Source organism: Loktanella salsilacus (genome assembly GCF_900114485.1).
Taxonomy (GTDB): domain Bacteria; phylum Pseudomonadota; class Alphaproteobacteria; order Rhodobacterales; family Rhodobacteraceae; genus Loktanella; species Loktanella salsilacus.
Genome location: NZ_FOTF01000010.1, coordinates 114,595 through 128,526 on the forward strand (window position 1 = coordinate 114,595; position 13,932 = coordinate 128,526).

The 13,932-nt window shown below is 62.8% G+C and carries 12 protein-coding genes; 9 read left to right on the plus strand and 3 right to left on the minus strand.

Annotation, left to right across the window (positions count from 1 at the left end; translation table 11 throughout):
- Nucleotides 1–96 precede the first annotated feature (96 nt).
- The 5 genes from BM131_RS10810 to glmM all read left to right on the plus strand — a co-directional run bounded on the left by BM131_RS10810 (nt 97) and on the right by glmM (nt 6,778).
- Complete coding sequence (locus tag BM131_RS10810) at nt 97–2,631, plus strand: putative PEP-binding protein (RefSeq protein WP_090189413.1); 2,535 nt, start codon at nt 97–99, stop codon at nt 2,629–2,631.
- 138 nt (nt 2,632–2,769) lie between these two features.
- The gene (locus BM131_RS10815) at nt 2,770–3,444 is read left to right on the plus strand and encodes a cell wall hydrolase (RefSeq protein WP_090189324.1); all 675 of its coding nucleotides are present in this window, start codon (nt 2,770–2,772) and stop codon (nt 3,442–3,444) included.
- A gap of 63 nt (nt 3,445–3,507) precedes the next feature.
- The gene (locus BM131_RS10820; RefSeq protein WP_090189415.1) at nt 3,508–4,431 is read left to right on the plus strand and encodes a dihydroneopterin aldolase; all 924 of its coding nucleotides are present in this window, start codon (nt 3,508–3,510) and stop codon (nt 4,429–4,431) included.
- On the plus strand, nt 4,428–5,435 hold the full coding sequence (gene folP / locus BM131_RS10825) for a dihydropteroate synthase (RefSeq protein WP_090189326.1): 1,008 nt from the start codon (nt 4,428–4,430) through the stop codon (nt 5,433–5,435). Before BM131_RS10820 ends, folP begins: the two co-directional genes overlap by 4 nt.
- Entirely contained in the window at nt 5,435–6,778 is a 1,344-nt protein-coding gene (gene glmM / locus BM131_RS10830) for a phosphoglucosamine mutase (RefSeq protein WP_090189327.1), read from the plus strand. The genes folP and glmM overlap by 1 nt, the downstream gene beginning before the upstream one ends.
- 74 nt (nt 6,779–6,852) lie before the next feature.
- Here the strand turns inward: glmM and BM131_RS10835 are convergent, their stop codons facing one another.
- Nucleotides 6,853–7,767 carry a DMT family transporter gene (locus BM131_RS10835; RefSeq protein WP_090189329.1) on the minus strand — a complete coding sequence of 305 codons (915 nt, stop codon included), beginning with the start codon at nt 7,765–7,767 and terminating at the stop codon, nt 6,853–6,855.
- Nucleotides 7,768–7,925: 158 nt separating this feature from the next.
- Here BM131_RS10835 and BM131_RS10840 point away from each other — a divergent pair, with 158 nt between their 5' ends.
- Nucleotides 7,926–9,332: an aldehyde dehydrogenase family protein gene (locus tag BM131_RS10840; RefSeq protein ID WP_090189331.1), complete on the plus strand. Its 1,407-nt coding sequence runs from the start codon at nt 7,926–7,928 to the stop codon at nt 9,330–9,332.
- Between the two features lie 48 nt (nt 9,333–9,380).
- Here the strand turns inward: BM131_RS10840 and ilvC are convergent, their stop codons facing one another.
- On the minus strand, nt 9,381–10,403 hold the full coding sequence (gene ilvC, locus BM131_RS10845) for a ketol-acid reductoisomerase (protein ID WP_090189418.1): 1,023 nt from the start codon (nt 10,401–10,403) through the stop codon (nt 9,381–9,383).
- Nucleotides 10,404–10,536: 133 nt separating this feature from the next.
- Here ilvC and BM131_RS10850 point away from each other — a divergent pair, with 133 nt between their 5' ends.
- The 3 genes from BM131_RS10850 to BM131_RS10860 all read left to right on the plus strand — a co-directional run bounded on the left by BM131_RS10850 (nt 10,537) and on the right by BM131_RS10860 (nt 12,641).
- Nucleotides 10,537–10,992, plus strand: coding sequence for an Lrp/AsnC family transcriptional regulator (locus BM131_RS10850; RefSeq protein ID WP_090189333.1), 456 nt, complete (start codon nt 10,537–10,539; stop codon nt 10,990–10,992).
- Nucleotides 10,992–11,441, plus strand: coding sequence for an Lrp/AsnC family transcriptional regulator (locus BM131_RS10855; RefSeq protein ID WP_090189335.1), 450 nt, complete (start codon nt 10,992–10,994; stop codon nt 11,439–11,441). The genes BM131_RS10850 and BM131_RS10855 overlap by 1 nt, the downstream gene beginning before the upstream one ends.
- 66 nt (nt 11,442–11,507) lie before the next feature.
- Nucleotides 11,508–12,641: an aminotransferase class V-fold PLP-dependent enzyme gene (locus BM131_RS10860; protein WP_090189337.1), complete on the plus strand. Its 1,134-nt coding sequence runs from the start codon at nt 11,508–11,510 to the stop codon at nt 12,639–12,641.
- Here BM131_RS10860 and BM131_RS10865 read toward each other — a convergent pair.
- Nucleotides 12,638–13,828: a UbiH/UbiF family hydroxylase gene (locus BM131_RS10865; RefSeq protein ID WP_090189339.1), complete on the minus strand. Its 1,191-nt coding sequence runs from the start codon at nt 13,826–13,828 to the stop codon at nt 12,638–12,640. The genes BM131_RS10860 and BM131_RS10865 overlap by 4 nt on opposite strands.
- Between the last annotated feature and the right edge of the window lie 104 nt (nt 13,829–13,932).

The window sequence follows — 13,932 nt, forward strand, 5'->3', positions numbered from 1 at the left end:
GCTCATGCTGCACCCTATGCTGCGTGTGAACAAAGGATCGCCGCAGTGCAGCAAATCGACTTTCAGGACGTGACATTGATCACGCCAACCGCAGCCATGTCAGCGGCCGTACACGGGGGGCGCGCCAAATGTTTGCAGCGGCTCATTCGCCTTGGCATGCCAGTGCCGACAACGCTCGCGCTGTCATTCGATGCGGTCTTGCAGATTGCCAAAGGGCATTTGCCAGATTTGGCTGCGATGCTGGACCCCTTTGGGCCAAGTCCCTTGCTATCCGTGCGGCCGTCTTCGCAAGACCCTGACTGGGGCGGGCCGGGGGCGATCCTGAATATCGGCATGAACGACGAAAGCCACGCCGCACTGTCCAAGCGCGTGGGCGAGGCAGCGGCAACGGCGCTTTATGTTCGATTTGTGCAATCTTATGCAATCCACGTGGTCCGATTGGACCCTGATGTGTTCGATTTTCCCAACCTTTCGGATGCGAGCGTTCTGCGCGCCGCGCTTGAAACCTTTGAAGCAGAGGCTGATGAGCCTTTTCCTCAGGATGTCTCGGTCCAGTTGTCCGAAGTCCTGCGGTCGATGGCGCGCGCTTGGGACGGCACCAGTGCCCGCCTGCTGCGCGAGGCGAAAGGCGCGCCCGTCGATGCGGGCCTAGGTTTGGTTGTGCAGGCGCTCGCGCTAGGGGTTGGCGCGGATGAAAGCGGCTCTGGCGTTATTCAGTTCGTCAGCTCTGCCACGGGGCAGCCACAGATTATTGGCCGTTACCTGAGTCAAAGTCAGGGCCGCGAGGCGCTGAATGACCGCGCAGGCGCGATTTACCTGACCTCTGACCCGCGCGGCCCCGCGCTAGAGGATATTAGTCCGGATAATTTCGCAGCCCTTGTTAGTTACGGCGCGATTGCCCGGACCCGTCTGCGCGAAGAGATGCAGATCGAATTTACGTTAGAAGACAACGTGTTGCACATCCTAGACGCGGTGCGCATCCAGCGGTCTAGCCGCGCATTGGTGCAAATTGCTGTGGCGCTTGCCACCGATGAAGTGATCCCGCGCGAAGAGGCCGTGATGCGCGTGCCGCCCAATGCGCTGTCGGAAATGCTGCACCGGCAAGTCGACCCCTCTGCCATCCGCGACATCATTGTGCGCGGCATCGGGGCTAGCCCCGGCGCCGCGACGGGCCGGATCGTATTGACCGCTGCCGAAGCGCAGGCCAGCGCCGCGCGCGGCGAGGCGTGTATTCTGGTCCGCCGAGAGACGACGCCAGAGGATATTCGCGGCATGCACGCGGCGCAGGCCGTGCTGACGATGCGCGGGGGAATCACCAGCCATGCCGCCGTGATCGGGCGCGGCCTTGGCGTGCCCTGCGTTGTGGGTGCGTCTGACCTGACGATCGACCGCAAGCGGCAGGAAATCGTGGCCCCCGGCGGGCGCCGATTCGCGTCCGGCGACACAATTACGGTGGATGGCACAACCGGAACGGTCCTTGCTGGTGCGCCAGACATGCTAGAGGCGACTTTGGACGATGCCTTTCAAACTTTGCTGGCTTGGGCCGATGATTTTCGTGACATTGGCGTGCGCGCCAACGCCGATACGCCCGCCGATGCGCAGACCGCCAGCAACTTTGCCGCCGAGGGAATCGGGCTGTGCCGGACGGAACATATGTTCTTTGAAGGTGACCGCCTTGGCGTGATGCGAGAGATGATTTTTGCCGAAACCGCCGATGATCGCCGGGTGGTTTTGGACCGTTTGATGCCGATGCAGCGCGCTGATTTCGTCAAGCTTTTCAGCATCATGGACGGGCAGCCCGTGACGATTCGCCTCTTTGATATGCCGCTGCACGAATTCCTGCCCTACGATAAAGCAGGCCAGCGCGATCTGGCGGAACAATTGGCCATGCCGGTCAGCATCGTGACCGATCGTGTGCAGGCGCTTTCGGAATATAACCCGATGCTGGGCATGCGCGGCGTGCGGCAAGGAATCGCTGTGCCCGAAATCTATGACATGCAGGCCCGCGCCATCTTTGAGGCGGTCGCTGATGTCGCTGGGCGCGGCCTTCCGGTGCAGCCAGAGATCATGATTCCCTTGATCAGCGCCATGCGCGAGGTCGAGCTGATCAAGGGCCGCATCGACGCCATCGCAGCAGCCGTGCAGCGCGAGACGGGGGTCAGCTTTGCCTTCAAGCTTGGCGTTATGGTCGAAACACCCCGTGCCGCATTGCGGGCGCAGGATATCGTTAAGTATGCATCGTTTTTATCGTTTGGAACGAACGACTTGACGCAGATGACCTATGGTCTGTCCCGCGACGATGCGGGGCGTTTTATGTCTGCATATGTGCAGCAAGGCGTCTATGAAGAGGACCCTTTTCACACGCTGGACCTTGATGGCGTAGGAGAGCTTTTGGCGATTGGCGCGGCGCGGGGCCGGGCCGGGCGGCCTGATGTTGTGGTGTCGATTTGCGGCGAACATGGCGGTACGCGGGCCGCGATCGGATTCTGCAGGACTCAGAAATTCAATTATGTCTCCTGTTCTCCGTTTCGGGTGCCGCTTGCGCGACTTTCCGCCGCCCAACTGGCGCTGGCAGAGCAGATGCCCGCAGGTGGGCGCCGTGCGACGATGCCGCCAATCTCAATGAAATAAGGTGAATCGGGCGCGAATTTAGGGGCCAAGACAGGTACGGCAAGAATCTGCCAGCCCCAAAGGTGGACCATCAGATAAATTTTCCCTATGACGGCGCGGCCTGTACGGGGCTGACCGTGCGGAATGAAAGCCCGACTGATGACCATCACCCTGCGCCGCACGCTGATTGCAGCGATTACCCTTGTCAGCGTTTCGATCGCCGTACCGGCGTCCGCTGAAGAAGTGATCTCTGCCCGGTTGGGTGCGGTTCTGGGTCAAGAACGTCAGGCCTTGCAAATTGTTCCCGATACCCGCCTGTCTGCGTTGACGGCCGTTCCCGAAAGCGCCCGGCGCAACGCGATGCCAACGGACGGTGATGCGGTCATGACGGAGTCGTTTTTGTCCACCATGACCACGCCCAAGGGTAATTCCGAATGGGAATGTCTGGCCGATGCCCTGTATTTCGAGGCACGCGGCGAATCGCTTCAGGGCATCTTTGCCGTGGGCGAGGTGATTATGAACCGCGTCGACAGCGCCGAATACCCCAACACGATCTGCGGTGTGGTGCATCAGGGGACGGGCCGGAAATTTGCCTGCCAGTTTACGTGGACTTGCGACAACAACTCTGACGCGATCGGCAATCCAGCCGCCTTTGGCCGCGTCGGCAAGGTTGCGAAACTGCTGGTCGACGGTCTGCCGCGCCGCCTGACGTCTGGCGCGACGCATTACCACACCAAAGCCGTGCACCCATCCTGGGCGAACCGCTTTCCGCGCACCGCCAGCATTGGCGCGCATTACTTCTATAAGCAGCCCACGCGCAGCGCCTCGAACTAAGGTTCCTTGCGGCCTTGCGGTGTCGGCGTTATGCCGACGCCATCACAAAACGCGGGGCAGGGCATGACCGACGACATTCGACTGGCCTTTGCGCACCCGTCAGAGCGGGCCGCTGCCAGCACCGATATCCCCTATGACCGGATTTCCCTGCGGGATTATGTGGTCGAGGTCGAAATCGGTGCCTTTCAGCAGGAACGCGGCCACCTGCAGCGTGTGCGTTTTAACGTCGTGGTCGAGGTGTTGCCGCAGACTGGCCCCATCGACGACGACGTCGACCGTATCCTGTCCTATGACCGCGTGACCGAAGCCATCGGCGAAGAGCTGAAGGCAGAGCGGATCAACCTTCTGGAAACCCTCGCAGCGCGTGTTGCGGAACGCATCTTGCTGGAACCGCAGGCCGAGCGCGTGTTCGTGCGCATCGAAAAGCTGGATCGTGGTCCGTTTTCGCTGGGCGTTGAAATCATGCGCGCGCGCGGCGGTGATCGCCCAGCCGGGCAGGAACACGCCGTCGCCCCGCATCCGCGCGTGCTGTTCCTGTCGCAAGAGGCGGTGCATGCCGATCACCTGACCGGCTGGCTGGATCAGGCGATCGCGATGGACGCCCCGCTGATCGTGTGCGTCGGCGCTGCTGACAGCCCCGCCCCGCAGGCCCGTCACGCCTTGGCCCAGCGGCGGATTGATCTGCTGGCGATTGAGCAAAACGCGTGGGTCTTGGCCGCCCGCGATCCGCGCTTGATCGTGGTTGGCAGCCGGACGGAACTGGATTGGGCGATGAAAAACGGCCAGACCTGTATCTGGGCCCCTTCTAAAATCGTGCTCGATGCTGTCGACGGGCCGTCAGCCGGATCACAGGACACGGCGGCCTTGGTCGCGTGGTTTGCTGGGCAGATGGACGCGGCAGAACTGGTCTTGATTGGCGCGGACACGCCGCAGGGTGCACCTGTGCCAGCACGGTCTTTGCCTGTCGATGCGCCGCGCCTGACATGAGCCTTTATTACCGCCCGCTGCCGCAGCTAGACGCCGCGCGTCCGGCTGACGCGCTGACCCTTGCGGGGGGCTGGTGCTGGTTCGACAAGGTCGAGGTGTTGTCCCGCACCGCGCCGCCCCGGATTGTTCCAGCCGCTGACGTGCCCCAAGACGTGCTGCTGCGCCTGACCGCGCCGCGCGCGCCGGTCGCAGGGCTGGGCATGGGCCAAGTTCAGATCATGGGCATCCTGAACGTGACGCCGGACAGTTTTTCCGACGGGGGGGCCTTCATTGCGCCCGATGCGGCGCTGGCCCAAGCCTTTGCGATGCAGGCGGATGGCGCAAGTATCATCGACGTTGGCGGCGAAAGCACACGGCCCGGCGCAGCGCTCGTACCCGACGCCGAAGAGCTTGCCCGCACCGCCCCGGTGATCGCCGCCCTGCGCGAACAAAGCGACATCGCGATCTCTATCGACACGCGCAAGGGCGGTGTTGCGCGCGCGGCGGTCGCTATGGGGGCGGGCCTGATCAACGATGTCTCTGCGATGACCTGGGACCCGCAGATGGCGCAGATTGCGGCGGATAGTGGCCAGCCGATCTGCCTGATGCATGCCAAGGGTGATCCCGAAACGATGCAGTTGGGCCCGCAGTACGACGATGTGCTGCTGGATGTCTTTGACTATCTGGCAGACCGCATTGCCGTGGCAGAGGCAGCAGGCATTCCCCGGGATCGCATCGTCGTCGATCCGGGCATCGGATTTGGCAAGACGCAAGAGCATAACCTTGCCCTATTGCGGCGTCTGTCGCTGTTCCACGCCTTTGGCTGCCCGATCTTGCTGGGCGCATCGCGCAAGCGGTTCATCGGCACGATCACAGGGGCGCAGGCGGCGGCGGGCCGGATGGCGGGCTCGCTTGCGGTGACATTGGCAGGCGTCGCGCAGGGGGTGCAAATCCACCGTGTGCACGATACAAAAGAGGCAAAAGCGGCCTGTGATATGGCCCGCGCCCTACGAGGACAGGACTGATGGCAGATAAGATTTTCGGAACCGATGGCATTCGCGGCAAGGCCAACGCCTATCCCATGACCGCCGATATGGCCCTGCGCATCGGGGCTGCTGCGGGTCGTTATTTCCGCAACGACGGGTCCAACGGGCACCGCGTTGTGATCGGTAAGGACACGCGCCTGTCGGGCTATATGTTCGAAAACGCGCTGACGGCGGGTCTGACCAGCACGGGCATGAATGTGCTGCTGCTGGGACCTGTGCCAACGCCTGCGGTGGGGCTGCTGACCAGTTCGATGCGGGCGGATATGGGGATTATGATCTCTGCCAGCCACAACCCGCACCACGACAATGGGATCAAGTTCTTTGGCCCTGACGGGTTTAAACTGTCGGACGCCGCAGAAGAGGAAATTACCCGTCTGGTTTTTGACGGGGTGGAGCCTGCGCAGGCGAACAATATCGGCCGCGCGAAGCGGATCGACGATGGCCGTTTTCGCTATGCGGAACGGCTCAAGGCGATTTTCCCGGCGGGTATGCGGCTGGATGGTCTGAAGGTCGTGATCGATTGCGCCAATGGCGCAGGCTACAAAGTCGCGCCAGAGGTGCTGTGGGAGCTGGGGGCCACGGTCATCCCTGTGGGCACCGCGCCGAACGGGTACAACATCAACGACGGCTGCGGCTCTACCAATACGTCGGCTGCGGCGAAGGCGATTATCAGTCACGGTGCGGATGTGGGCATCTGTCTGGACGGCGACGCGGACCGGGTGATGATCCTGGACGAGACAGGCCGCGTGGCTGACGGCGACCAGCTGATGGCGCTGATGGCGCATCGCTGGGCGCAGGCGGGCAAGCTGGCGAATGGCACGCTGGTTGCGACAGTGATGTCGAACCTGGGGCTAGAGCGCTATTTGGAGGCGCAGGGGCTGCGGCTGGAGCGCACGAACGTCGGTGACCGCTATGTGGTCGAGGCAATGCGCAAATCGGGCCACAATCTGGGCGGTGAACAGTCAGGTCACATCGTGATGACCGACTATGCCACCACGGGTGACGGCCTGCTGGCGGGCCTGCAATTTCTGGCCGCGATGATCGAGACGGGCCAGCCCGCATCAAGCCTGACCCATAGTTTTGAAACCGTGCCGCAAATGCTGAAAAACGTGCGCTACACCGCTGGCAGTGATCCTTTGGCCGCGCAGGCGGTGCAGGACTGTATTGCAGCCGCCGAGGTGCAGCTGGTCGGCAAAGGGCGGCTGCTGATCCGGAAATCTGGAACCGAGCCGCTTATTCGCGTCATGGCGGAATGCGAGGACCCGGATTTGCTGTTGCAGGTCGTGGACGGGATTGTCGACGAAGTTTCGCGGGCGGGGTGAGTTTAAGGCATTGGCGGACTGGGGCTCTGCCCCAGACCCCGAGGTATTTCCGACCAGAAGAAGGGTGGCCCGGGTCAGGCGCGGGCGAAGAGTTTGCGCAGGCTGCCCCATTGGCTGATTGCGAGGCCGCAGAGGATCAGGGCAAGGGCTGCGAAAAAGCGGAGCGGCAGCGTTTCTGACAAGATCAGCGCACCGCACAGGACCGACCACAGCGGGACTTGATAGTTCACCAGCGTCATAAAGACCGAACCTGCCGAGCGGATCACGATAACGCGCAGGAGTGTCGCAAGGGCTGTGGGAAACAGGCCGAGGAATACGATGGCGGCCATGTGCAGCGGCGCGGCGGGGCCGGGGACCCCCTCGAACAGCAGCATGGCGGGGATCAGCACGGCAGAGCCGACGCCGAGGGTCAGCGCGCCCAGCACAATCGGGTCGATTGGCGGACAGCGCCGCGTCATGATGCTGGCGATGGCGTAAGAGCCTGCGGCGGTCAGGCAGGCGAGTTGGCCCAGCGGCTCCATCCCCGATCCGATGCGCAGCACGCCGGGGCCGATCAGGACTAGCGCGCCCAAGAAGCCGACGCAGACGCCGATCAGGCGGCGGGTGGAGAGCGGCTCGTCGCTGAAAATATGCGCCAAGGGCAGAACGAAAAGCGGCAGCGCCGCCATCGAAATTCCGGCGAAGGCAGAAGGCACATATTGTTGCCCCCACGACAGCAGGGCAAAGGGCAGCGCGGTGTTCAGCACGCCAATGAAGGCAAGGTATTTGATCAGGCGCGGCGTGAACTCTGGCCAAGGGCGGCGCATGGCCGCTTGCAGTATAAAGAGCGCCAGCGCGCCAAGCGATGTGCGTGCGCAGGCGACAGTCAGCGGGCCGTAGCCCTGCAAAGCTACTGCGACGACCATGAATGTGCCGCCCCAGATGACGCCTAATAGCCCGATCGAGGCCCAATTGCTGGTGGTCGGGGCGGAGGCTTGGGCGGCTTGCATGGGTATGGGCAACTTTGGATTGGGAACTGGCCCTGCCTAGCGCAGGATTGCGGGCATGGGAACGCGCAAAGGGGGCGCGCGTGCCAAAGTGTCGGGCTAGGCCGCGCCGTGACGACGCGTTAGACTTGATTGCTGCGCGCAAGCAGGGATCATGGGGCATGACACAAACACATCAAGATCTTGCGGCCCTTTTTGCCGCGCATAAGGCGGCGGTTCCCGCGCGCCGCGTATCCTTCGATCGGCATGCGCGGCTGGCAGCTTTGGCGAAGCTGCGCCAAGCGGTGCTGGACCGGCAAGACGATATCATCGCCGCACTGGCAGCCGATTTCGGCAAACACCCGGTAGAGGTGCGTCTGACAGAAATCCTGCCCATTTTGCAGGACATCAGCCATGCCCGCCGCCACTTGCGGCGCTGGATGCGGCCGCGGCGGGTGCTGCCGACGCTGATGATGATCGGCACCTCTGCCCGGATCGAGGCGCAGCCGCGCGGTGTCGCGCTGATTATCGCGCCGTGGAATTTTCCGTTTCAACTGGCGTTGGGGCCATTGGTGTCGGCGCTGGCCGCTGGGTGTAGCGCGATTATCAAGCCGTCAGAGATGACGCCTGCGACCTCTGCGCTGATTGCGGACATGGTCGCGGACTGCTTTGCGCCGGATCTGGTGGCGGTGGTTCAAGGCGGGGTAGAGGCCTCGACGCAGCTGCTCGCGCTGCCGTTTGACCATATTTTCTTTACCGGCAGCCCGGCGGTGGGCAAGATCGTGATGGCGGCGGCGGCTAAGTCGCTGGCTTCGGTCACGTTAGAGCTGGGCGGAAAGTCCCCGGTGATTGTCGGGCCGGATGCGAATATTGCGAAGGCTGCAAAGTGGATCGCTTGGGGGCGGTTCATCAATGCGGGGCAGACCTGCGTCGCGCCGGACCATGTGTTTGTGCACGCCAGCCAGCGCGCGGCGCTCACGGATGCGCTGCAGGGGCGGATTGCGGCGATGTACGGGGCTGATCCCGCGACGTCGCCCGCTTTGGCGCGGATTGTCGATGATCGCAATTTCGCGCGGGTGACCGGGCTGATCGCGGACGCGGTCAAGGCCGGGGCCAAGGTTGTCGCGGGCGGACAGGCCGACATGGGCGCGCGGCGGCTGGCACCGGCATTGTTAGAACAGACCGCTGCGGACATGGACGTCAGCCGCGAGGAAATCTTTGGCCCTGTGCTGCCGCTCATTCCCTATGATGATCTGGATGTCGTGCTAGAGCGTATCAATGCTGGCCCGCATCCGCTGGCGCTTTATGTCTTTGGCAGCAAGGGGTTGGCGGGTGACGTTGTTGCGCGGACCACGTCGGGTTCTGTCGGGGTTAACCTGACGGTCATGCCTGTTATCCACGGTAATCTGCCGTTTGGCGGGGTGGGCACGTCGGGCATGGGGGCGGCGCATGGGCAGGCGGGCTTTGCCGCGTTCAGCCATATGCGGCCCGTGCTGCGGAACCGCTTTCTGCCGATGACGCTGCTGTTTCCGCCCTATACGGGGCGGGTGAAAAAGCTGGCCAAGCTGGTGCAGCGCCTTGTGCAATAAAAAAGGCCCGCCAGAGTGGCGGGCCTTTTCGTTACTTATCCGGTCGGATTAGTTTTTCGCCTTGTCGACCATACGGCCGGCAGAGATCCAAGGCATCATGGCGCGCAGCTTGGCACCGACGACTTCGATCTGGTGCTCGTCGTTCGAGCGGCGCGAGGCTTTGATCGTGGGCTGGCCCACAACGTTTTCCTGCATGAAGTCACGCACGAACTTGCCGTTCTGGATATCCGTCAGCACGTCTTTCATGCGCTTCTTGGTTTCCTCGTAGGGCAGGATGCGCGGGCCGGACACGTACTGGCCGTATTCTGCGGTGTTCGAGATCGAGTAGTCCATGTTGGCGATGCCGCCTTCATAGATCAGGTCAACGATCAGCTTCACTTCGTGCAGGCACTCGAAATAGGCCATCTCGGGCTCGTAGCCAGCTTCGACCAGCGTCTCGAAGCCCATACGGATCAGTTCGACCAGACCGCCACACAGGACAGCTTGTTCGCCGAACAGGTCGGTTTCGCATTCCTGACGGAAGTTGGTTTCGATGATGCCGGAACGACCGCCGCCGATGGCAGAGCAATAGGACAGGCCGATTTCCATCGCCTTGCCGGTTGCGTCCTGGTGGACAGCCACCAAGCAGGGCACGCCGCCGCCTTTGGTGTATTCGCCGCGGACCGTGTGGCCGGGGCCTTTTGGCGCCATCATGATGACGTCGATGCCGGGCTTGGTTTCGATCAGGCCGAAGTGGATGTTCAGGCCGTGGGCGAAAGCGATGGCAGAGCCGTCCTTCAGGTTGTCGTGGACGTACTTCTTATACGTCTCGGCCTGCAGCTCGTCCGGCATGGTGAACATGATGACATCGCACCATGCGGCAGCTTCGGCGATGCCCATGACTTTGAGGCCTTCGCCTTCGGCTTTCTTGGCCGAGGGGGAGCCTTCGCGCAGGGCGACGACGAGGTTCTTCGCGCCCGAATCGCGCAGGTTCAGCGCATGGGCGTGGCCCTGAGAGCCGTAGCCCAGAATGGCGACTTTTTTGTCCTTGATCAGGTTCACGTCGCAATCGCGGTCGTAGTAAACGCGCATGGGGAATATCCCTTGGTTGGTTGCATTGAAACGCACAATATGGATTTTCGCGGTCGGCGATAGGTCGATTTTTTGAGTATTTTTGGCAAGATGATATATATCATGCGCGAGATTGGCATTTTTCGGGATATTCATGCTTGATGACAAGGACAGGGCGCTTTTGCGCCGATTGCAGGCAGATCCAAGCCTGACGGTCCCCGAACTGGCGGCCCTTGCTGGTGTGACGGCGGGGCAGGCGGCGCGGCGGCTGGACCGGATGACGGATCAAGGGCTGATCCGGGGGCAGACGGCGGTGATCGACTGGGCCAAGCTGGGCTACCCATTGCAGGTCAGTTTGCGTGTGACGCTGGATAAGACAGTGCCAAGCGCCTTTGACGCCTTTCTTGCAGCAGCGCGCGAGGTGGCGGAGGTGCTGGAAATCCAGACCTTCCTTGGCCGTGTTGATGTGCGGCTGGTCTTGGTGGCGCGGGATTTGAAGCATTATCAAACGTTATATCGCGACCGCATCCTTGCCTTGCCGCATATCGCGGATATCGAGGCTTTGATGGATGTGGCGGCGGTCAAATCGGACGAAAGGTTGCCGCTGTGATGCTGGACGAGACGGACCGCGCCTTGCTGACCTTGCTGGTGGCGGACGCCGGGCAATCGGCTAGCGCGCTGGGGCGGCAGTTGGGGCTAAGCCAGCCTGCAACGTGGCGGCGCATCAAACGGCTGCAAGAGGCGGGAATCCTGACCGGGCGGCGGCTGTTGCTGGACGCGGAAAAGCTGGGATTTGGCGTGACGGTTTTTCTTGGGATCAAGCTGGCGACCAAGGGCCGCGTCGGGATGGAGGATTTCGAGCGCGCCGTTGGCGGCATCCCAGAGGTGCAGGTCGTCACGCATGTTTTGGGCCTTTATGACTATCGCTTGCGGGTTGTGGCGCGGGATCTGGCGGATTTTGAACGCGTGCTGCGGCGGCGGATCATGACGCTGCCCGGCGTCGGCAACGTCGAGGCGAATGTGATGCTAAGCGAGGAACGCCGCCCCGGACCGCTGTAGGCGCAGATAGCTTTTGCCAGAGGCCGCTTTCCGGCCTAGCTGTTGCGGCAACGCAAGGAGAGTATGATGAACACTGCCGCCCCCCGCACCCCCGTCGATCCCGATGGCCTGATGGAATTTTCCGTCGTCTTTACCGACCGCTCGCTTAATTCCATGAGCAAGGTTTTTCAGCAGGTGATGCGGGATGTGTCCGGCATGTTGAAGGACGTCTATAAGGCAGACGCGATTGCGATCGTGCCCGGCGGTGGCACCTTTGGGATGGAGGCTGTCGCGCGGCAGTTTGGCACCGGGGCGCATTGCTTGATCGTGCGCAACGGTTGGTTTTCCTATCGCTGGTCGCAGATTTTCGACATGGGCGGCTTTGCGGCTGAAACGACCGTTAAGATGGCGCATCAGACCGGCAACGACAGCCGTGCACCCTTTGCGCCCGCACCGATTGCTGATGTCGTGCAGGCGATCCGGTATGCGAAGCCCGATGTGGTGTTCGCCCCGCATGTGGAAACCAGCGCTGGGATGATTCTGCCGGATGATTACCTGAAAGCGATGTCGGGTGCCGCGCATGAGGTCGGCGCGATCATGGTACTGGACTGCATCGCGTCCGGCTGCATCTGGGTCGATATGAAGGCGACGGGCGTCGACGTGCTGATCTCTGCCCCGCAAAAGGGGTGGTCCGCCACACCCTGCGCAGGTCTGGTGATGCTGTCGGATCGCGCGGCAGAGCGGCTCGAGGCGACGACGTCGAACAGCTTTGCCGGGGATTTGAAAAAGTGGCGGCAGATCATGAAAGCCTACGAGGACGGCGGCCACGCCTATCACGCGACGATGCCCACGGACGGGCTGCGCGATCTGCGTGATACGATGATCGAATCGCGGGACTATGGCTTTGACAAGCTGATGGCCGCGCAGTGGGAACTGGGCCGCGGCGTGCGGGCGCATCTGGCCGATTTGGGCGTGGCGTCGGTCGCGGCGCAAGGGTTCGAGGCCCCCGGCGTCGTCGTCAGCTATACCGATGATCCGGCGGTCAAATCTGGCGCGGCTTTTGTCGCTGAGGGCATGCAGATCGCGGCCGGCGTGCCGTTGCAGGTGGGGGAGCCTGCGGATTTCATGACCTTTCGGCTGGGGCTGTTCGGGCTGGACAAGCTTTACGACGTGCCAGCTACCTTGGACCGCCTGCTGCCGGTGCTGACCCGCGTCCTTTAGGACGCGCCAAGGCCCAGCTTCATCAACCGATGGCGAATGGGCGCTGCGTCGTGCAGCGCCTTGACGCCCATGGCCCGCAGGTCGTGGATCAGCGGGCTTGCGGCCATGGAGGTGCGGTTCAGGGCGTCGATGCCTGTGACCCGCAGGCGCATATCGCTGTGCCGTGCCTTTTCATAGGCCGCCAGCATCGCAGGCTGACCAAGCGTGTCGCGGTTGTCCGCAGCCAGATCCAGCAGGCTTGCCATATCGGCCAGCGACATATTCAGCCCCTGCGCGCCAATGGGGGGCATGACATGCGCCGCCTCTGCCACCAGCGCGGTGCGGGGGGCGGTGATGCGATCCGCGATCTGGGTGATGATCGGCCAGACAGATCGTTTGCCGACCAGCGTCAGCGGACCATTCACGCCTGCGCTGCGGGTGTTCGCGGCAGCGGTAAAGGCGGCATCATCCAGCGCCATCAGCGCGGCGATCTTTGGCCCGGTATCCATCCAGACGACGGAGGAACAAGGCTGCCCATCGACATCGGGCAGGGGCACCAGCGTGAACGGGCCGCCGTCGCGGTGCACCTCGGTCGAGATGCCGCCGTGCGGCTGCGGGTGCGTGACCGCAAAGGTCACGGCCTTTTGGCCGTAGCGAGTGGTCGCGGCGTCGATGTTGTTCGCCTGCCGCACCGCCGAATTGCGACCATCCGCACCGATGACCAGTTTGGCCGACAGTTGCGTTCCATCACTCAGCCGGACCAGCGCCTGATCCAGCCGCGCCACCATACTGGCGAAACCGGTGCCCGTGCGCAGGGTCACATTTGGCATCTGCGCGATCCGGTCGACCATCACCCGGCGCAGCAGCCAGTTCGGCAAGTTCCAGCCAAAGGGCGCGTCGGAAATGTCATCGGCGACGAAATCACGGGTGGTCGCAGGCTCTTTTGCGGCGTCCACGATGCGCATGACGTCCAGCGCCGTGGCGTAGGGGGCTAGCGCCTCCCACAGGCCGGCGCGGTCCAGAAACGCTTTGGCGGGCTGCAGGAATGCGGTGGTGCGCAGATCAGCGCCGTCTTGTGCGGCGTCCGTGACGGGCGGGGCGGGGTCCACCACGATCACGTCAAAGCCGGCCGCGCCGAATGCAACCGCTGCGGCCAATCCAGCGACGCCGCCGCCGCTGATCACGATGTCTGTGCGAATTCTATCCATGTCCTTGATATAGGCCGCGCGAGGCGGCGGGGAAAGCCCGCGCCCTGCGACATCCTTGCCCGCCCGCCGTAATCGCGGCTATGGTCCGGCGAAGATATAAGGAA

What these genes read in the sequence shown, in the direction of transcription:
- BM131_RS10810 (WP_090189413.1), top strand. Translation starts at nt 97, where the DNA reads ATGTCAGCGGCCGTACACGGGGGGCGCGCCAAATGTTTGCAGCGGCTC.
- BM131_RS10815 (WP_090189324.1), top strand. Translation starts at nt 2,770, where the DNA reads ATGACCATCACCCTGCGCCGCACGCTGATTGCAGCGATTACCCTTGTC.
- BM131_RS10820 (WP_090189415.1), top strand. Translation starts at nt 3,508, where the DNA reads ATGACCGACGACATTCGACTGGCCTTTGCGCACCCGTCAGAGCGGGCC.
- folP (WP_090189326.1), top strand. Translation starts at nt 4,428, where the DNA reads ATGAGCCTTTATTACCGCCCGCTGCCGCAGCTAGACGCCGCGCGTCCG.
- glmM (WP_090189327.1), top strand. Translation starts at nt 5,435, where the DNA reads ATGGCAGATAAGATTTTCGGAACCGATGGCATTCGCGGCAAGGCCAAC.
- BM131_RS10835 (WP_090189329.1), bottom strand. Translation starts at nt 7,767, where the DNA reads ATGCAAGCCGCCCAAGCCTCCGCCCCGACCACCAGCAATTGGGCCTCG.
- BM131_RS10840 (WP_090189331.1), top strand. Translation starts at nt 7,926, where the DNA reads ATGACACAAACACATCAAGATCTTGCGGCCCTTTTTGCCGCGCATAAG.
- ilvC (WP_090189418.1), bottom strand. Translation starts at nt 10,403, where the DNA reads ATGCGCGTTTACTACGACCGCGATTGCGACGTGAACCTGATCAAGGAC.
- BM131_RS10850 (WP_090189333.1), top strand. Translation starts at nt 10,537, where the DNA reads ATGCTTGATGACAAGGACAGGGCGCTTTTGCGCCGATTGCAGGCAGAT.
- BM131_RS10855 (WP_090189335.1), top strand. Translation starts at nt 10,992, where the DNA reads ATGCTGGACGAGACGGACCGCGCCTTGCTGACCTTGCTGGTGGCGGAC.
- BM131_RS10860 (WP_090189337.1), top strand. Translation starts at nt 11,508, where the DNA reads ATGAACACTGCCGCCCCCCGCACCCCCGTCGATCCCGATGGCCTGATG.
- BM131_RS10865 (WP_090189339.1), bottom strand. Translation starts at nt 13,828, where the DNA reads ATGGATAGAATTCGCACAGACATCGTGATCAGCGGCGGCGGCGTCGCT.